Annotated in this window: 15 protein-coding genes; 6 read left to right on the top strand and 9 right to left on the bottom strand. The window is 51.4% G+C overall.

Annotated features, from left to right (window positions below):
- Positions 1-48 precede the first annotated feature (48 nt).
- A complete protein-coding gene (add, locus tag MRY86_RS20470) occupies positions 49-1044 on the bottom strand; it encodes an adenosine deaminase (RefSeq protein WP_293567415.1) in 996 nt (331 codons plus the stop codon).
- Between the two features lie 78 nt (positions 1045-1122).
- Between add and MRY86_RS20465 the strand changes: the two genes are divergently transcribed.
- The 3 genes from MRY86_RS20465 (at position 1123) to MRY86_RS20455 (ending at position 5210) form a co-directional block, all read left to right on the top strand.
- Entirely contained in the window at positions 1123-2472 is a 1350-nt protein-coding gene (locus MRY86_RS20465) for a hypothetical protein (protein ID WP_293567412.1), read from the top strand.
- 284 nt (positions 2473-2756) lie between these two features.
- Complete coding sequence (locus MRY86_RS20460; RefSeq protein WP_293563384.1) at positions 2757-3170, top strand: DUF5606 domain-containing protein; 414 nt, start codon at positions 2757-2759, stop codon at positions 3168-3170.
- A 312-nt stretch (positions 3171-3482) separates the two neighbouring features.
- The gene (locus MRY86_RS20455; protein WP_293563385.1) at positions 3483-5210 is read left to right on the top strand and encodes a M3 family oligoendopeptidase; all 1728 of its coding nucleotides are present in this window, start codon (positions 3483-3485) and stop codon (positions 5208-5210) included.
- A 61-nt stretch (positions 5211-5271) separates the two neighbouring features.
- Here MRY86_RS20455 and MRY86_RS20450 read toward each other — a convergent pair whose 3' ends face one another.
- From MRY86_RS20450 to MRY86_RS20435, 4 genes are all read right to left on the bottom strand, one after another.
- Positions 5272-6024 carry a hypothetical protein gene (locus MRY86_RS20450; protein WP_293563386.1) on the bottom strand — a complete coding sequence of 251 codons (753 nt, stop codon included), beginning with the start codon at positions 6022-6024 and terminating at the stop codon, positions 5272-5274.
- Positions 6025-6387: 363 nt separating this feature from the next.
- Positions 6388-7170 (bottom strand): bacteriorhodopsin-like, encoded by a 783-nt coding sequence (locus MRY86_RS20445; RefSeq protein WP_293563387.1) that lies wholly within the window; start codon positions 7168-7170, stop codon positions 6388-6390.
- 113 nt (positions 7171-7283) lie between these two features.
- Positions 7284-8243, bottom strand: coding sequence for a Brp/Blh family beta-carotene 15,15'-dioxygenase (locus tag MRY86_RS20440; protein ID WP_293563388.1), 960 nt, complete (start codon positions 8241-8243; stop codon positions 7284-7286).
- A complete protein-coding gene (locus MRY86_RS20435) occupies positions 8240-9472 on the bottom strand; it encodes a lycopene cyclase family protein (RefSeq protein ID WP_293563389.1) in 1233 nt (410 codons plus the stop codon). The genes MRY86_RS20440 and MRY86_RS20435 overlap by 4 nt, the downstream gene beginning before the upstream one ends.
- 243 nt (positions 9473-9715) lie before the next feature.
- Here MRY86_RS20435 and MRY86_RS20430 point away from each other — a divergent pair, with 243 nt between their 5' ends.
- Positions 9716-11026 (top strand): ATP-binding protein, encoded by a 1311-nt coding sequence (locus MRY86_RS20430; protein ID WP_293571856.1) that lies wholly within the window; start codon positions 9716-9718, stop codon positions 11024-11026.
- On the opposite strand, the gene MRY86_RS20425 is transcribed toward MRY86_RS20430, so the two are convergent.
- Both MRY86_RS20425 and MRY86_RS20420 read right to left on the bottom strand, forming a co-directional pair.
- Positions 11023-13137, bottom strand: a complete 2115-nt coding sequence (locus MRY86_RS20425) for a 3-hydroxyacyl-CoA dehydrogenase NAD-binding domain-containing protein (RefSeq protein WP_293567082.1) — start codon at positions 13135-13137, stop codon at positions 11023-11025. The genes MRY86_RS20430 and MRY86_RS20425 overlap by 4 nt on opposite strands.
- A 49-nt stretch (positions 13138-13186) precedes the next feature.
- On the bottom strand, positions 13187-14392 hold the full coding sequence (locus tag MRY86_RS20420) for an acetyl-CoA C-acetyltransferase (protein WP_293567081.1): 1206 nt from the start codon (positions 14390-14392) through the stop codon (positions 13187-13189).
- 200 nt (positions 14393-14592) lie between these two features.
- Here MRY86_RS20420 and MRY86_RS20415 point away from each other — a divergent pair, with 200 nt between their 5' ends.
- Both MRY86_RS20415 and MRY86_RS20410 read left to right on the top strand, forming a co-directional pair.
- A complete protein-coding gene (locus MRY86_RS20415) occupies positions 14593-14913 on the top strand; it encodes a hypothetical protein (protein ID WP_293567080.1) in 321 nt (106 codons plus the stop codon).
- Positions 14913-15281, top strand: coding sequence for a phage holin family protein (locus tag MRY86_RS20410; protein WP_293567079.1), 369 nt, complete (start codon positions 14913-14915; stop codon positions 15279-15281). Before MRY86_RS20415 ends, MRY86_RS20410 begins: the two co-directional genes overlap by 1 nt.
- On the opposite strand, the gene MRY86_RS20405 is transcribed toward MRY86_RS20410, so the two are convergent.
- Positions 15278-17347, bottom strand: coding sequence for a TonB-dependent receptor (locus MRY86_RS20405; protein WP_293567078.1), 2070 nt, complete (start codon positions 17345-17347; stop codon positions 15278-15280). The two genes, MRY86_RS20410 and MRY86_RS20405, sit on opposite strands and share 4 nt — an antisense overlap.
- A gap of 198 nt (positions 17348-17545) precedes the next feature.
- Positions 17546-18642, bottom strand: a 1097-nt coding sequence (locus MRY86_RS20400; RefSeq protein WP_293567077.1) for a T9SS type A sorting domain-containing protein, incomplete at its 5' end; no start/stop codon positions are given.

Below are 18642 nucleotides of genomic sequence, written 5' to 3'. Positions count from 1 at the left end.
TCTTTCTGATCAGCCGTAGATATCGGGCCCTGAACCGTAGCGGATCAATTATGAACCGCCACCCCATGCTTCACGGATTTGCCTGCGCAGCCCGCATTTCATAGTTTCCGTTGTAAATGCAGCATTAATGGCAGCTTCTAAGGTTGCCCGGTACTGATCGGGCGACCAATGAAAGGCGTGCCCGATCCGCCGGTATTCCTCACTGAGTGAAACGTTAACAAGCGTGCGGCCATCGGTATTGATACTGAGCGGGAAGCCCTCCTGTAATAATTGGTGGATTGCATGGTCGGGCATAGCCGGGTAAATATCGGTTTGAATATTGCTCGTGGGGCAAATTTCCAGGTGCAGCCCTGCGGACCGGACTTCCTCCATCAACCTGAGGTCTTCGGTGATGCGGACACCATGCCCGATCCGGCTCAGGTGAAGATGCTGCATAGACTCGCGCACACTTTCCGGGCCCCGGGCCTCCCCGGCGTGAGCCGTAGCCGGAATGCCTTTTTCGTACACGTACTGGAAAGCGGAGATATGTGGTGCCAGTTCATAATTGGCTTCGTCCCCGGCAATATCAAAGCCCACCACGCCCTGACCATGGTAGCGTGCAGCCAAACGGGCAGTCTCCATGCTCTGAGCCTCACCAAATCGCCGAAGCGTACAGAGAATAAGGCCAGTGTGGATACTTTTCCCCGGCTGCCCCTCTTTTAGGGCTTCAAGTACGGTTTCCACCACTGCCTCAGGCGACAGCCCCTGCTGCGTATGCAATAGCGGTGCGAACCGGATCTCGGCATAAATGACCTCTTCTGACTCCAGGGATTCCAGCAAGTCCAGCGTAGCCATGCGCAGTGCTTCACGGGACTGCAACAGCTCGAAGCCCTTTATGGCCCGCTTTAGAAAATCAGCCAGGTCTTTGCATTTGGGCGGGGCAATAAACTCCTCCTCAAAGACCTGCTTGGTTAACCCAGGCTTTAGCTGATGGGCCACCGGATAGCTGACTGAGCAGTCCAGATGTAGGTGCAACTCTACTTTTGGCAGAGCAGAATAGTTCATAGAGCGAATAATTTTGAAGGTGCTAACTTACGGGCCTTATCTTAAGCACGGAAACATTTTTCGCCATTACCCAACGGCATGCTGAATTTTAAATCAAAGAGCTGGCTGGAACAATACCTGGCCTACCGTCAGGACCAACCGCTGACGCCCAAAGTACCGGTTGATCTGCCTGAGGCGCTCAGACAGCATGGAGAGCGGTTTGAAAGCCTTCACCACCCGCTTTACCAATGCATGCAGCGCTCCGGGATTTCTTTTGGTTTCCCCGTTGCCTACCCGTTCGAGGCTACAGATGACCGTATACAGCGGCTGAAACGCCCCGATTTAGCGAAATTCATTCTGCTTGATACGTTATTTTACACCGCCTTTCTTATCGAGGGGCAGCCTGCCGGGCAGGCATATAAGGAATTGGTAGCGAGGTTTGGGCGTACACTGCGCCAATATTACCAACAGCTGCACGGACTGGGCACCGGGCAAATGCACAACTTTGTCGAGGAAATTCTCTTTGAACGGGTACAGTACAAACGCAGTTATTTTGATTTTCGCCGCAGCGGCATTAACAGCCACTTATTTTGGGATATTTACGGCTTTCAACGGTATTACGAAAGGCAGCTTCGCGGGGAACCCTCTGCTGAATGGGCAGCAGCTTTACAATCAGAACTGAAAGCCCTGAAGATTTTAACGCTCAAGGTTATTGCTGCAGCCGTACATGCCGACTGGGAGGTGACGCGCCAGGAAAAATTCCTGCTCCGCCAATTCCGGAAATCCGCCCGTATCCTGACACCGGGGGAGCAGCATGCCATTCGCAACCTCATTCGTTCAGGCCCTTCTGCCTGGGACATACAGGTTCCGGAGAACCTCCATTGGGCCGGGCGGCGCTTCCTGCTGGATATTGCACTAATGGGCGTGTATGCTGATGCTGAAATTGATCTGCAGGAGACCCACCTCCTGGAGGAGCTGGCCTTCAGGCTCCGCCTTACCGAAGATGACCTGATCAGCAGTAAAGCCAACCTTGGCCTGTTCCTGTTTCAGTACGGCGAGCAGCTACGGTTCTACAAAGCCCGCAAAGCCGGGATGTACCTGGTGTGGGAAGCCGTAGCGGAAAACACACTTAAACTGGGCCGGGCAGCAAAGATGGAAGCCGTGGAAACCCGTGAAATGGCCATCACACTTAGCCGTTTGTTGCGCAGGAAGTTCCGGCCTAATGGAGATACCCCGCTGCCATCTGAACAGGAGATAAAGGCCGCTATGGAGCAACTCAAAGACCTGCCCAGGTTTTTGCCATTCTTTAGCCTGATTTTCATGCCCGTCCCTGGTATTACAGAGTTGTATATTGTTACGGCACTGAGCCTGGAACGGTTCAGCAAAGGGAAAATCAGCCTGCTCCCGAGCCAGCTTCGGCAGCTCGCTAAGCGGGAAGAGGAAGAATAACCTGATATTTTCAGGTTAGCGTTCGATCAGGGCCAAAGCCTGCCGCAATCAACACACTGCCAGTAAAACCAACGACTTAGTCCAAATATCCCAATAAATACGGCCAATAATTGTGTCCACTGGAATTAATCCGTAGCTTTGTTGTGCTACCCTCAATGCTGAATAGCCTCCCATCCCCCCCCTTCAGTAGTGATCTCCGGAAAAGAACAAGTTCTTTAGGTTAAGCAATTCACGTTTTTGTTGTTAAATTTGCAGCCTTGAATAAATAAGGAGACACGTAATTTATGAATTTAGAACAACTCATAGCGGTAAGCGGCTTATCCGGCATCTACCGAATGGCAGCCAACCGCAGTAACGGCTTAATCATAGAAGATGTACAATCGGGCAAGCGCCGGTTTGCGTCTTCACGGAAACACCAATTTACCCCCCTGGAGTCTATCTCCATCTTTACGGATGACGGGGATTCCATGGAGCTAAAGAAAGTGTTCCGAAACATGAAACAGCAACAGGAGGATAATCCGCCCCCTGCTGCTTCTGCCAAATCTGAGGAACTACATGAATACTTCGCTGAGGTATTGCCGACCTATGACCGTGACCGGGTCTTCAACGGCGATATCAAAAAGGTAATTAAGTGGTTTAACTACCTCGATGAAGCGGGAATGCTGAGCGATTCAGCAGAAAGTGACGAAGAAGAATAACCCGGCACCAAGCTGGCACGGACGCCCCTCCCCTCTTAAGCGCCCTATGTCTTTGCTTCCGTGCCAGCTCATCTACCTCCTTTTTTTCTTCGGCGCTTTTCCCAAACAAATTCCTCCGATTGGGTAACAATTAGCAGTAAGTAGCGTAAACCCTCTTATATAATGTGCCCCCCGGTACAACATTCGATCATTGAAGGGAAGATTTCACGATTCGTGGTTCCCGGGGGACCAACCAACTGTGAGAGAATTTACATTCCCGTTGCGTGCCCGTATAACTGTAGATAATCGCGGCACCCTTAAATCATGATTCTCATGACCAAGACGGCTACTGTTCTGCAAGAACATGAAAGCGCATTTGTGCCTAAGGAGTTCAAAGTGACGACCTGGTCCAGGCTTCAGCCTTACTATCGGGATTTGCTCAAACGGCAGATCCATACCAAACAGGAACTTGAACAATGGCTAAAAGATAAGAGCGAACTGGACGCGGTGGTCAGTGAAGCTTTTTCGTGGCGTTATATTAAAATTACTGTAGATAGCACCGATGATAAAGCCGAATCCCTGTATCAATATGCAGTGCAGGAGCTGGCACCTAAAATCACTGCGCTTGAGAACGAACTCAATGAAAAACTGGTCAACTGCCCCTACATTACGCAACTAAAGGACGGACAATACCTCATCCACTTGCGTAGTATCCGCAATGCCGTAAACCTGTTCCGGGAGGAAAATATCCCTCTGGCTACTGAAATTCAACTGAAATCCAAAGAGTACGTTAAGATCTTCTCCGAAATGACCATAGGAGTGGATGGCAAGCAAATGACCCTGCAAAAGGCTTCTTCTCTCCTCGAAGAGCCCAGCCGGACCTATCGCGAGGAAGTGTACCACAAAATCCACGCCCGTCTGCTCGAAGAAACAGCGCCTCTGGATGACCTCTTTGATACCCTCAAAGATATGCGGCACCAGATGGCGAAGAATGCAGAGTTTGAAAACTTCAGGGACTTTAAGTTCAAAGCACTTGGCCGTTTTGACTATGAAGTCCGGGACTGTGAAGATTTTCACCACTCTATTCAAACAGAGATTGTCCCACTCGTTGATGAGCTCAACCAATACAGGAAAGAAACCCTGCAGCTGCAACAACTTCGCCCCTGGGACCTGTTCGTGGATCCTACCGGCGACCAGCCCCTTCGCCCTTTCCAGACGATAGAAGAGCTGGTGAAGAAATCGACCACTTGCCTCTATAAGGTTCACCCAGAGTTTGGGCAAACCCTCGAAATCATGAGTGAGCTGGGCCATCTTGATTTGGATTCCCGCCCAGGCAAACGCCCCGGAGGTTACAATATGCCGCTACACCTGACTGGCATCCCATTCATCTTTATGAATGCAACGACCTCCCTGAGCGATATGCGCACCCTGATGCACGAAGCGGGGCATGCCGTACACAGCAGGCTTACCAACCACTACAAACTCAAGACTGCTAAACGCGTGCCTTCTGAGGTGGCAGAGTTAGCAGCGATGAGCATGGAGCTGCTGACCATGGAGCACTGGGATGTCTTTTTCGAAGACCCGGAAGAACTTCGGAGGGCAAAAATCAATCAACTGGAATATGTACTAAAGGTATTGCCCTGGATCGCAACGATTGACAAATTTCAGCATTGGGTATACACGCATCCTGAACACCAACAGGAAGACCGGCAGGAAGCCTGGATGCAAATCATGAAATCTTTTAATTCTCCAACCATCGACCACTCTGGCCTGGAGCATTATCTGGAACACCTCTGGCATAAACAACTGCACATTTTTGAAGTGCCTTTCTACTATATCGAATACGGTATGGCTCAACTTGGCGCTATTGCTATTTGGAAAAGGTACCGGGAAGATCCCGAATCAGCCATACAGGATTACTTGAATGCCCTTAAACTAGGCTATACCCGAAATGTCCGGGAAATCTATCAGGCCGCTGGCATTGAGTTTAATTTTTCCAGGTCATACGTCAGTGAGCTGGGCGCATTTATTAAATCAGAGCTCAAGGCATTGATCGATTAACTTTTTTCGTCCCCACCTATTTTAACTCCTGGCGCGCCCTCCCCCTGGCCGGGCCAACAAATTACTGCCTTAGTCCGAGCGCCTCAAAGGGGTAAAATTCCAGACCGATCTGACTTAGGGTATTGCCTCCCTTTACATTTGTCAGCTCCATCTCATAGATACCTAGGTTGTGAGCGGTAGCAATTTGCGCACCGGTAGACAATTTTGTCCAGTTTTCCCAAGTGGCATTCAGCCCGCCGATTGGGATAATTGAGACCCACATCTCATAAAGTTCCGGCTTACCATCTGCCCCAAGGTGCCATAGATAAGCATCGCCGGGCGTCACGCCTCCGCTTTCATAGGTAACAAGCAGTGCCTTTTTCCCACCTTCCAGGTCTACCAGAGCCCGCTGAGTGCCCGGGTCGAAGACTTTAGCCGGTGCATTCAGCCAAAAGGAGTCATTACAAAAATAAGACCAGGCTTCCTGAATTGCCGCTTCCGCAGCCTCCCCTTTCAGCAGCTGCTCGTTTTCCCAGGCTTTGCCACTAGGGCCGTTGGTACGAAGCAGTACTTCATTCGCGCCCCATTTCACCTGGACCAGCCCCGCCTGCTTATCCCACACATAATCATGCCCGCCGGGAAAAGACCAGCGTACAAATCGGGTATTATTCCAGGCTTCCACATTAACCGCCTGCTGCATCTTGCGCGCCAATGCATCTGCTTCGACATTAGCCGTGCCTTCCGGAAGCGGCTCGTTGACCAGCCAGGCCGCTCCTAAGGCCAACAGGATTAACGCGGCGAATACGATTCCAATAATCTTCAGGGTTTTGCGCATGGCATCAATTTAAAATAGATTAGTATAGGATCCACTCAGGAAAGAGCGAAAAGGAAAAAAAGTTGGGATTAGGCGCTATTTTTAGGCAATTCCCTACTAAAACCGTTTGTTGACTTCAGAAAATATTTCTCATTACACCGTATAAATACCAAAAGGGGCAACGGCAAAAGTGCCGTGCCCCTAAGTTTCTTTTTGAAAAGATACGATTGTAAGTGTTTTTGAACGTCATCCGACATCCTATGATTTCGGATGTGCTCTAAAAAACTTACTTTTGCAGTTATAGTTTACTAATGCATTATTGACCTGCGCTTAGGTGAAAACCTGAGTGCAGGTTTTTTCTTTGATGCAAATCGTATCTTGTGCTTAAGCGTTGGTTGTCGCTTTGCCTGCACCCACACCAACGGAGTCTTCTGAACCGTCAGCTGACTTGGAGATCGCCAAAGAGTAGATCACCAGACCAAAGCCGATCTTGTTTACAGCATCTCCAATGTTGTAGATGATATCCATAGACTCGCCAGGAATTACACCTGCCAGCCAGCCTGTGTCGATGGTCATGTAGCCAATCGGGTAAATCGCCCAGCCGGCAAAGACAAACCATGCCAATGCATTGAAGCCTTTCTGCAGCTTTGGATCATTCGAGTTTGAGGACAAACGCTTGGCAGAACCAAACCACACCTCATAGAGAATACCGACGTAGCCGATAGTAGAAATGAAGCCCCACAGCGGAGACTGATCGCGGAATACCGTCTCACCGAGGTAACCAGCTACCAGCATCACCAGAGAATAGAAGATCATCTTCCAAAGCAGACCGACTTTTGCACCGAAAGCGCGCAGGATGAGGTAGAACTCAACACACATCAAAGGCACAGTCAGAATCCAGTCGATGTAGCGGAACTCCGTTGGAGAAGCCTGATTGGTTGCCCAGAAGTCTCTCATGTAGAAGTAATGTACCGCTGCAATGAAAGTGATAAGGCCGGATACCAGCATGGAGTCTTTCCACTTGCCTTTTACCTGGCTAAACTGGAAGAAAAAGAATACCGTGGCAGCTGCCATGGCCATTGAACCGATGAAGAAGGTAAAACCTACATAATCACCGGACTTAAGCTGCGCAAGCAGCAAGGGTTGGATGTTTACTAATGCGTCCATGATTTAGATTTATTGAATTACGTTAAAGAACTGTTAAAGGACACTGCACTAACAGCGCCGCAAAAAAATGGTTTAAAAATTTGTCAAATTTTCAATCCACCGAACCAAATGATTCAAAACTCTTTGTTCATGGAATTAAATGCCGAAACAGCATTGCTTTCTTCGTACAGCTGATCAATCAAAATCATGTGCGGCAGTGTAACCACGGAGATAAACACAAACACGATCCCGATGTTGAGCGGAATGTCCATTTTCACTTGTGCGAAAGCAAATAATCCCAGGCTTCCGATTGCTGCCAGGCTCAGGGGTAGTGCATTCTTAATGTACTGCGCCAAATTGTAAGACTGCGCCTGCCGCCGGAAAAACCGGATCTGATCCATCATTGAACTCAGAGAGTGCCAACAGACAAAATAAATGGCAAACCCGAGCAGCAATGGCAAATTGATAAGCAAAAGTGCCAATGCAAACAGATTGACGACTTCATCCATGAATTCTTTTCTCGTAACCCTGCTTTGCACAAAATAGTAAACGCAAATCCACAGGTTCAGCACCAGCAGTATAATGCTAACGGCTTCTCTCCATGCCCCGCTGATCTGTGGAGCAGGCGCCCCGGTTATGCTGCCAATGATCGGCGCAGCGGTTTCGTAATGCCAGAGTATGGGCACGAACAGCACAAAACTTCCCCATAAAAAATGGGTCCCCGCAGCTTCCAGTTTGGAACGAAAAGCTACATAGTTCCAATTGGACTGACCAAAATGATAAACCGAGATACCGAGGAATACAAGCAACGCTGCTTTCGGCAGTATCCACCATAATGCTGCAAAAGCAGCCATCAGCAGGATATAATTGATGTAAAAACGGGTCATTTCGCGGCTTCCCCAGAGTGGCCGGGAGAGCTGCTGAAAAATAAGGTAATCCGTTGCTCCGTGAGGAATTCCGATCAGCAGAATCATAACCAGCGCAACAATAAGCTGTACACTCGACAGCCAACCCGGCACCAGCACACTCACCAGCACAGTTAGCAGCGCAATCCCCTGAATAGACCGATAAAGCACGGGGTACCTTGATGTCATGGCGTCTGCAATTTATCCTGAACAGGAATCGCCCATGCAACCGGTGGCTTTTCAGTCGCGTCAGCAAGCTTTTGCCTTGGGGTTGCTTTCCCTGCACCGAATACGCGCCAAACTGCTTTAAGGAACGTAGGGACGGGCAATTGTAAAAATATCTTTGCTTCCTGCTGCAGCTTTGTTTCTTCAGCAAGGAAACGGAATATCGTCTCGATGGGCGTGTAGCGGAATAAGCTTGAAAAAATACCTTTCCCTAAACCGCCTCTGGTTTGCAAAATATTGAGCAATAACCGGTCATAGAACCGAAAACGCCCGGGGCTTTTGACCTTGCTGTCCGGATACTGCCCCGACTCAAGCTGAGCGCAAACTTGCGCCGCTTGCCGCCGGATTCTGGAGAAGGCGTAGCCAGTCGTGGGTTTGACTGCTCCTCCTGCTGTTCCGATGTTGATCACGTTAGGGTACATCTGCTTTGGCATTATCTGGTCCGTCATGGGAATAGCTCCCGATTCGTGTTCCGTGATGGTGTAATGCGAAATCCCTAAAAGTTGTTCAACATAAGTTTTCAATTCGGACTGATACTCGGATGGCTGAAGGCGGGAAGGAGAAAAAACAGTAAACTCTACTAACGCCCGGCGCTCATCGATCGGGAGTAGATAAAAAAAGCGGGTACTGCCCTTCTGTGGGGTACGGAAGTCCATCAAATAGCCTCGTTGAGGATCAAAAGAAGGCGTTTCGGTCTCTAGCCACCAGCCTGCGAAATGCTGAAGGAGAAAATGCGACCCAGGGTCTGGCTTTGGCAGCATGCAGCTGTTAAAAATGAATCTTCCGGTGTAAGTTGCCCGGTTAGTTACGACCCCGGCTCCATTTGCGGTGGGATGGTAGTGGAGTACTCGTTCCTGTCTAAATGATACATTTGGGAAATTGCGCAGCTTAGACCAGGCATATTCATAAAAATCTTCACCCCTGATCATTTTGTAAGTTAGACTGCCAAGTGCCCCACCGTGTTGATGTGCCTCGTTCAGGAAAGACAAATGAGACCAGGACTTATACACCAGATGCTCAAGGTCATCCGCTTGGTCAGACCAATAACACCAAGTTCGGTCATTACTTTGCTTCAGGTCCTGATCTATGAGCAGAATTCGAGCGCCGGACAGCGCCCCGTCTACCATATTACAGGCGAGGCTCAACCCAGCAGCACCTGCCCCGGCGATGATGTAATCGTAGTGCTCCGACATGTTTACTAATGCATCTTTTGCAGTGCCAACACAGGCACCACTAAATTATAAAAGTGAGACAAAGCACCTTCAAAAAGGTTTAGAAAACAGAATTCTTTTTGGAAAAAACCCGAAACGTGGATATCTAATTCTGTATTCAGCCTTCAATAATCCCAGCCAGAAAGTTTCCGGTAAAAAGATATACGGAAAGTGGGGTGAAACCCAAAAGCGTAGTACTTTAGAATTGATTTGACATTTTCAACTATGTACAACAAGTCTAATCTATATGCCTGGTTATCCTCCCTGGGCGTCACACCTGGCCTTAACCGGATGGAAGTGGCGCGAATCGTCATTTTGAACCGCCTCAATCTTGCGGGCGCCAGTGCAGCCGTACTCGTAGGTGTAAAAGATATTATACTCAAGGGCTTTGAGCTAACCGTGCTGATCCCGATTCTGATGTTTTTCGTTGGAGAATTAGTCCTGTCCTATCTAAAACTGCACAACCTGGCCCGCTATGCTGCGAATATTGTCCTGCCTCTGCTTCTTACAGCTGTCCTTTTACTCTATGGCCCTTCGATTGGAGGAGGCTATACTTTGTTCGTTTTTATTACCACCGCAATTATTTTTCACAAAAAGTGGACGGTCCGCATTGCACTTATTGTATTCATCCTTTTGCTTTTTACCGGATCCAGTATTGCGCTACTTTCGATCAGCCCTCCACTAGCAGATAGGGTAGACCCCCTTGATAGCATTATTACTTTTATCGGCACCTCCCTTGCCGTCAGCCTTATGATCACCTACTTTTTTCATGAAAACCAAAAGTACGAAGCGGAACAGGCACAACTAATGAAATCGCTGAAAGCCTCCAACGCTGCACTTCAAAAAGCAAATATTGAGCTGGAGCGGTTCGCTTACATCGCCTCTCATGACCTGAAGACGCCTATCCGGAATATCTCCAGTTTTCTGGGCCTGGCGGAGCGCGACTTGAAAAAGGGCAAATACGACGACCTGCATACTTTTTTCGGGTACGCAAAGGCAGGGGCTCACCAGATGAATACCCTGGTGGAGGACATCCTGGACTTTTCCCGCCTCAACAGTACCAAAGCTCAAAAGACAGAATCTACCAACCTGAACGAGTTGGTGACCAGCTGTATTGAACAACTGAGCGCAACTTACGGTGACCAATTTGAGGTAAAAATGCATCATTTGCCGACCGTTCAGACTTCGCCCAGCCTCCTGTCTATACTTTGCATGAACCTACTAGACAATGCCATCAAATACAATACTACAGACCGCCCCACCATTGAGGTCTTAGCTCAATCTTATTCTGAATCATGGATAATCAGCTTCAAAGACAATGGCATTGGTATCGCTCCTGAATTTCAGGATAAGGTATTTGACATGTTCCAGCGGCTACACCCACCTGATCAGTACAGCGGGACTGGGATCGGCCTGGCAATGTGCAAAAAAGTGACCCAGCGCCTGGGGGGAACCATTCAGCTTCGATCTCAGCCAGGCAAAGGCAGTACCTTTTTAGTATCATTACCCAAAATCGCCTCTGACACAGCGATTTAACGGCTTACAATAGACTTCAGTTTACTGGGGACACTGAAGCGCTGCCCATATTTCTTTTTAAAGACGCCACAACGTTTGATAAAGGCTTCCACACCATAGTCATTGACGTACTGGATCACCCCTCCCTTGAAAGCCGGAAAGCCCCAGCCAAAAATACTGCCCAGATTGGCAGCAGGCACCGAGTGGATGACCTTTTCCTGCATGCACCAAACCGCCTCAAGGACCTGTGCAAAGAGAAAACGTTCCATCAACTCTTCATGCTTCGCCCGCTTCTTCTTACTGGAAAATGCTTCCTCAAGGCCATTCCAAAGCCCGGTGGGCCGCTCTCCCTGATAATTGTAGAAACCCGCCCGCTTCTGCTGTCCCGGGCGTTGCAGCTCCTCCAGCATAACCCGGAGCACCTCTACAGCGGGGTGCTGAATGTACTTCGAACCATAGTGCTCTGCGGCCTGGTTTTCGTAGCGTAGTACCATGTTCAGCCCCAGGTTATCGGCCAGAGCAAGTGCGCCCTTAGGCATACCTGCCTGCACACCGAGATTCTCAATCAAGGCAGGGGCATACCCTTCTGACAGCATGGTTATACCTTCCAAAATAAAAGTATTCTGTACCCTAGCTGCAAAGAAACCCCAATCGTCCTTCACCACAATTGGTGTCTTCCGGATCGCCCTCACAAAATCAAAGGCCCGGGCCACCGATTCGTCTGAAGTCTCCGCACCCCTCACAATCTCTACCAGCGGCACTTCTTCAGCAGGTGGAAAAAAGTGCAGCCCGATGTAATTCGCTGGCCGGAGTGACCCCTGAGCCAGTTTCGTGATGGGGATTGAAATCGTATTGGTCCCAAACAAGCTGTAATCATCTATGTACTCCTCGGCCTCCCGCATGACCTTTTGCTTGACCATGCGGTTTTCAAAGACCGCCTCAATGACCAGGTCACAGTCTTCAAAATCAGCCGAAGACTCTGTGGTCTGAATCCGCTTGAGCATGGCTTCACACTCTTCGGGTTTCTTGCGCCCGCTGGCTTTCATTTGATCCAGCCGTTTGCTGACGTAGTCGCGCCCGCGTTCGGCAATGGGCTTGGATACGTCCTTGAGCACCACCTCCATACCGTAGTCCAGGCACACATAGGCTATGCCGGACCCCATTCGCCCGGCACCGATGATCCCCACCTTGCGCGGGCGGAATTTCCCGAACCCCTTAGGCCGGTTACCACCGTTTTTAATGAAGTTCTGGTCTGACCAAAAGGCTTTGATCATGTTTTTGGTCTCCTTGCTACGCAGTAAGCTCGTAAAATGCCGGCTTTCCAAGCGGCAGGCCGTATCGAAATCTACCTTTGACCCTTCGTAAAGAATACTGAGCAGGGCACGCTGAGCAGGCAGGCGGTGGGCGCCAGTAGCAAACAGCCGTGCCGATTCATTGCGCAGAAAGATGGCTACCGCCGGATCCTGAGCGGTGCCGCCCGGGATCGTTGCTCCTTTCTGGTCCCACGGACGGCGAGCCTCCCGGGTATTCATGATCCAGGCTTTGGCTTTTTCCTTCATTTCCCGGTCGTTGACCGCCAATTCATCGATCAGCTCCAGTTGCAGAGCTTCCTGAGGATTGTAACGATGCCCACCGGTAAGAATGGGATAGGCTTTCCGAACGCCCAGCAGCCAGGTAAGCCGGGTAATACCTCCTCCTCCGGGAATCAGCCCCAACTGGGCTTCCGGAAACCCAAAACGGGTGGTATTTTTGTCAATGGCAATACGGTGGTGGCACGCCAGCGCCAATTCGAAACCTGCGCCCAATGCCGAGCCATTAATCGCCGCTACCACTGGAACCCCGGGGTTTTCCAACGCCCTGAAAGTAGTCTTTAGCTGCTCTGCCAATTGGAAAATGGCTTCCGGATCATCAGTTTTGGAAAGGTACTCCAGGTCACCACCTGTACAGAAGGTCTTTTTGGCAGAGGTAATGATCACCCCCCTTAGAGTACCTTTCTGCTTTTCTGCCCGCAGATGCTCAATGACCGGCAGAAAGGCACGGGTCACTTCGTGGTTGATGATGTTGGTTTCCCGTCCTGCCATATCAAGAGTAAGGGTGACGATATGGTCCGTATCTTTTTTATAGTAGATCATTAGCTTATTGATTTGGCACTGAGCATTAATTCATGGAAAACAGGTATGGCTAAACCCGCTCAATAATGGTGGCAATCCCCATGCCTCCGCCTGCACAGAGCGTTACGCAACCGGTTTGCTTATCTTGCCGCTCCAGTTCATCGAGCAAAGTCCCCAGCAGCATGGCACCGGTAGCGCCCAGCGGGTGCCCCATAGCGATTGCGCCACCGTTGACATTCAGCTTACTGTCAGGTATTTTGAGCTCGCGCTGGAATTTCAGGACTACGGAAGCAAAGGCTTCATTGCACTCCCAAAGGTCTATATCCTTTACCGTCATCCCAGCCAGCCCAAGCACTTTCTCAGCTGCAGGTGCCGGTCCGGTCAGCATCAAGGTAGGGTCTACGCTAACGGTCGCAGCAGCCCTGATCTTCGCCCGGGGCTTCAGCCCAGCTTCATTTCCTGCGGACTCACTTCCTACAAGCACCAGTGCGGCTCCATCCACTATCCCAGAGGAGTTGCCCGCAGTGTGGGCATGTTGGACAGATTCCAGCACCGGATAACGCTCCAGGGCCATATCGTCAAACCCCATTTGCCCCAGGTGCTCAAAGGCAGGCTTCAGCTGACTGAGCTTGTCCATCGTCACCTCCGGGCGGACCGCCTCGTCCCGGTCCAGGATCAATAAGCCATTGCGATCGTAAATAGGGACCAGTGATTTGGAAAAATAGCCGGCTTCCATGGCGTGCCGGGCACGCTGCTGAGACTGATAGGCATATTCATCAAGCATTTCCCGGGAGAACCCCTCCAGGGTGGCAATAAGGTCAGCCGCAACGCCCTGTGGCAGATAATGCGCTCCTGCCATCACCTCAGGGTCAAAGAGCAAGGCACCACCGTCTGTACCCATAGGTATACGGCTCATACTTTCCACACCGCCCGCCAGCAGCAGGTTTCCCCAGCCTGACCGGATTTTCATTGCCGCCAGATTGACCGCTTCCAGTCCGGAGGCGCAGTACCGGTTGATCTGTAGGCTTCCACCTGAAGTATCCCAGCCGTTGTGCAGCAGTGCCGCCTGAGCGATGTTATAGCCCTGATCGTCAATGGGCGTCACACAGCCGATGATGGTATCGTCCAGTTGAGTCGGATCAACAGGGTGGCGGCTTTGCAGGGCCTGCAGGGTGGCCGACAGCAACTCGACGGGCTTGACTTCGTAGAGCGCACCGCTGCTTTTCCCCTTTCCACGGGGCGTGCGCAGGGCATCGTAAATGAAAGCTTCTGGCATAGCAGTAGTTTTTGATGAGCGGGCATGCCCCCACCTTGCACAAAAATATCATTTTAATACCCCCATCCTAAATAAGAACGATCAATTTAGGGCCTGACCAGAGGACGTATATCGCATTTATGCCGGATTAAGTAGAAATATCTGGCAACTCGTCAGCTCAGGATGTACTTTTGTACCGTAATCAATACAGAATACTACCGATGCCAAGAAGAAAAGTTACACCATTCGCCCGGTTCATGCTCGCTATGATCATCATTGTGCCACTGGCCTTTGCCGGCGCCTCCTACATCAACGGGGAAGACCCGATTGCCAATTTCAAATCGCTGACCGGTATGGAGGCCACGGAACAGCCACAGGAAGCCCCCGCTCAAGACCGCAAGCACAAAGAAAAGCCTGCTGATAAGCCGGCCACAGAAAGCATTGAAGCCCTGAAAAAGGAGAATGCCCGCCTCAAGCGCGAAATCAAAGAGCGTGATCAGGCCATCAAAGACTTACAGGAACAACTGAAAAACAACCAGTAATGGAATTGCTTTTGCTCGATGCCCACGGACCCACTTACTGGGCGCTGAAGTTCATCCTCAACGCGCTGGCACTCATGGCTGGCGCCCATTTTCTGAGTGGCGTACGCATTGACGACTTTGTGCGGGCCATGCTGGTGGCCATAGTTCTGGCTATCCTGAACGCTACGCTGGGCGGTGTGCTGGACTTTATCACCACGCCTCTGCGCTACCTCACCCTGGGGCTCTTTAGCTTTGTGGTGGATGGTGCATTACTGCTTATTGCAGCTTACTTCCTAAAAGGGTTTCACATTGATAATTTCAAATCTGCCTTTTTCCTGGCCATCCTGCTGGCCATTTTCAATACAGTGCTGTACGGAATATTTCTCTAGGACTTATCCCGCTGCAATCCAACTTGCAGCCCCAGGTAGACATTCCGCCCGGGTGCTGCCTCAAAAAAGCGCCCTCCGAAGGCATTCAGCCGAATGTTACTGACATACCGGGCATCCAGCAGATTATTGATGCCGCCAAAGGCTTGTAGTTCGCCCCAGGAAAAGGCCCAGCTGTAGGTCGTCCGAAGGTTGAGCTCCAGAAAAGCAGATGCTGTTGCCATATTCGAGTCATCGGCAAACAATTCACTCAGGTAACGCCCCTCCAGGGTTACACTGCCTTTCGGCAAATACTGCCACGCGATCATGCCCGACCAAAGGTGGCGTGGAATGCCCGGCAGGATATTCCCATCAAACGCTACCCCTGACGCTTCATAGTCCTGATAGACAAAGTCTGAAAAAGTGTACGAAAGCCGCCCCTTCCAGTTAGAGAATGGCGACCATTGCAGCCAGGACTCCACACCCCGCCGACGGGAGCGCCCCGCATTGCGATAAAATACGCGGCCCGGGCTATCGCTCAGCTCATAGGGCAGGCGTTCCTGCTCCAGTTGGATGTAAAAGGCAGCCATCCGGTATTCCAGCGCTGAGGCGAACTGCCCCTTAAGCCCTGCCTCGTAATTATGAGCCTGTTGCGGCTGTAAATCTTCGTTAAACCCCTGCGCCCCGCCCGGATTAGCCGACAGCTCGCTAAGCGTAGGCGTTTCAAAACTGTAGCTGTAATTGAAGTAGACATGATGGCCCGATGCATAGTCATAGCTGATGCCGGCAGAAGGGCTGAAATTTTGGTAAGACCGGTCACCGGAGTCATTCCCATCTGACAAAAACGCATCCTCTGCCGACAGGAAATTAGCATCGTAGCGCAATGCGGCGGTTAGCCAGGTACGGTTGACCGGCTGCCATTCCTGCACCGTATACAAGCCCAAGCTCCGGAATACTTCGTCCTGATTAAAGACAAGATCGCCCCGTTCTCCCTCAAGATTATCGAAGCGCTCCCGCTGATCGCGCTGTGCCTGAGCATCCACACCCCATACCTGACGCCAGGGCTGCCCAAGCAAGGTTCCGCTATGCCGCAAGCGCCCACCCAGTCCACTAAATTGGCGGAAAAGACCTACTGCCCCTCCCCCTTCAAAAGGCAACAGATTGGAAAAGTCCCGGAACAACGCAAAGCCGTAAGCTTCCAGTTGCAAATCCTCTGCCAAGGCATAATCCAAGGTCAGCCCTGCCCTACCCTGCTCTACGGATTCCCCTGCATCGTAGAGGAGATTGCGCCCCCAGGCCTGACGGCGGTCTTCTGACAAGGCATCGGCAGACAACCCACCGGGGTCCTGTGCGATGGGGCTGTTGACATAATTCAGCAGCAGCTCTACCTGACCGCGATCGCCCAGCTGCCGACGCAACCGGCCATTGAGCAAGGTGTTTTCTACCCGACTGTGTTCACGATAGCCTTCCTGCCGCGTGTGAGCGCCGTAGGCCAGCCAACTGTAAGCTCCACTCCGGCCACCACCCTTCAGCGTATACCGTTGAAAACCGTAACTGCCCGCACTTAGCCGGGCTTCCGCCATCGCTGATTCCGGAGGGGCTTCCGTTTGCAACTGAATGACGCCGCCAGCAGCATTGCCATACATGCCCGAAGCCGGCCCACTGAGCAAGCTGGCCTGGTTCAAAATGCCCCCATCAAGGTTATCGACCTGCCCCTGCCCATCCGGCGTGGTCTCCGGAAGACCGTCCACCCAGATCTGAATGCCGCGGATGCCAAAAGCGGAGCGGGCACCAAAGCCCCGCACAGACAATCGAAGGTCCTGCGCAAAGTTATTGGGGTTGAGGATAAGCAGACCGGGTAGCTGATGGAGCACCGGGGCCAGCGAAAGGTGCTGCCGCCCATTTTGCCAGTCCGCTTCCTGCAGTTGATGAATGCTGTAGGGGGTTCTGATAGCGGGTATGGGCAGGCGTGTGGCACGGACCACTACCATAGAGTCCAAGCCAGTGGTGAGCAGTGTATCTAACTGGGCAGTGCTGGTTGCTGTCCCTAACATTTGTAAGCCCAAAATAAAAACGAAGGAGCGGAACATGCTTTTTAGGAGAGAACCCAAAAGTAAACCAAAGGTTTGAACCATGCCACGCCGACGGCCCTGCTCTAATCTAAATGGACCGGTGTCTGAAAACATCGATCAGCCTTAGGCATTTGAAAATTTCAATTACAAATAAAAAACCGGACACTCAATTGAATGCCCGGCCTCTGATAATTATCCAGGTTTTCCTGAAACTCCTTATTCTATGACAACCATCTGCTTGGTTGCGCTGTGGTCTTTAGTTTTGACGGTATAAGAAACGATTCCCCGAACCCCTAAATCTGCGGCTTTCACACTAATCTGATTGTACCCTTTGACTCCATCAACGGGGTAAACCTGTAGCACTCTGCCAGATACATCGGAAATCACCACCCTTGCCGGCACCGCCTCCGGCAGCTCAAACCCGATCACCGTTTCTTCCCGGAATGGGTTCGGCTGGTTCTGGTAAAGGGCAAACATGCCTTTTTCGGTAGCCTCGCCAAAGCTCAGGGCCACATCCTCAAACGTGCCGGCATTGCCGTACGCCTCCCGTGGGGTCACCGCATCGCTCATGCCCAGGGCTTCGCTCAGCTGTATGTCCGTGCGGGCGCGCAGCACCAGGGTAAACATTTTGCTGTTCGTTGGCACCGCCGCTTCCGAGGCCCAGTTCCAGCTCATCGCGAGCCGGCCCTGTGCGGCCTGTGTCAGGCCGAAGTGCCCCTCGGTGAGGGTGCCCGGCAGGATGTCCACCAGCTCCAGTGCCTGCGCATCAAACTCCAGCGTGCCCTGGAAGCCTTCAATGGCGGCCAGCTGTGGCGCAGTGAATGGGATGCGGTACTCGTTGCCCGCTTTCAGGGCTTCGTCCGCCGTTTCCAGCTGGAAGCGGCCATCAAAGCCCCGCTCGTCGATCGCAGAGAAGCTATTGGCCACTACATCGCCGCTCACATCACCAATCTTCACGGCGATGAAGTCCGCTCCGTGGATGCCCGTTGCCGGCAGGTTGTTGATGTTGACCACCTCTGGGAAGGCTTCCTGCCATGGGTTCTCCGGATTAGGGAACACATAGCTTGCTTCCACAAAGCGCCAGCTCGTGTTGTTCGGCAGCTCCGTGCTGACCGACAGGATCAGCTTGCGCAGCTGTATCAGGTCGAGCGTGGTAATGCTGCCGGAGTTGTTCGCATCCGCCGCAATACGCTTGTACGGGCTGTCCAGCGGCTCTACGCCCAGGATGTGCTTGCTGATCAGTACCAGGTCGAACGTAGACACACCATTGAGGTAGTCGCCGTCGCGCTGTGGCGTGATCGTGTAGTCAAGCC

Source organism: Phaeodactylibacter sp. (assembly GCF_022763345.1).
Lineage (GTDB): Bacteria > Bacteroidota > Bacteroidia > Chitinophagales > Saprospiraceae > Phaeodactylibacter.
Note: the sequence above shows the minus strand (reverse complement) of the source record. Positions and strands in the feature narration are given on the sequence as shown.

Bases quoted from the DNA above. Each gene is read 5' to 3' on its own strand.
- add (WP_293567415.1), bottom strand. From the start codon at position 1,044: ATGAACTATTCTGCTCTGCCAAAAGTAGAGTTGCACCTACATCTGGAC.
- MRY86_RS20465 (WP_293567412.1), top strand. From the start codon at position 1,123: ATGCTGAATTTTAAATCAAAGAGCTGGCTGGAACAATACCTGGCCTAC.
- MRY86_RS20460 (WP_293563384.1), top strand. From the start codon at position 2,757: ATGAATTTAGAACAACTCATAGCGGTAAGCGGCTTATCCGGCATCTAC.
- MRY86_RS20455 (WP_293563385.1), top strand. From the start codon at position 3,483: ATGACCAAGACGGCTACTGTTCTGCAAGAACATGAAAGCGCATTTGTG.
- MRY86_RS20450 (WP_293563386.1), bottom strand. From the start codon at position 6,024: ATGCGCAAAACCCTGAAGATTATTGGAATCGTATTCGCCGCGTTAATC.
- MRY86_RS20445 (WP_293563387.1), bottom strand. From the start codon at position 7,170: ATGGACGCATTAGTAAACATCCAACCCTTGCTGCTTGCGCAGCTTAAG.
- MRY86_RS20440 (WP_293563388.1), bottom strand. From the start codon at position 8,243: ATGACATCAAGGTACCCCGTGCTTTATCGGTCTATTCAGGGGATTGCG.
- MRY86_RS20435 (WP_293563389.1), bottom strand. From the start codon at position 9,472: ATGTCGGAGCACTACGATTACATCATCGCCGGGGCAGGTGCTGCTGGG.
- MRY86_RS20430 (WP_293571856.1), top strand. From the start codon at position 9,716: ATGTACAACAAGTCTAATCTATATGCCTGGTTATCCTCCCTGGGCGTC.
- MRY86_RS20425 (WP_293567082.1), bottom strand. From the start codon at position 13,137: ATGATCTACTATAAAAAAGATACGGACCATATCGTCACCCTTACTCTT.
- MRY86_RS20420 (WP_293567081.1), bottom strand. From the start codon at position 14,392: ATGCCAGAAGCTTTCATTTACGATGCCCTGCGCACGCCCCGTGGAAAG.
- MRY86_RS20415 (WP_293567080.1), top strand. From the start codon at position 14,593: ATGCCAAGAAGAAAAGTTACACCATTCGCCCGGTTCATGCTCGCTATG.
- MRY86_RS20410 (WP_293567079.1), top strand. From the start codon at position 14,913: ATGGAATTGCTTTTGCTCGATGCCCACGGACCCACTTACTGGGCGCTG.
- MRY86_RS20405 (WP_293567078.1), bottom strand. From the start codon at position 17,347: ATGTTCCGCTCCTTCGTTTTTATTTTGGGCTTACAAATGTTAGGGACA.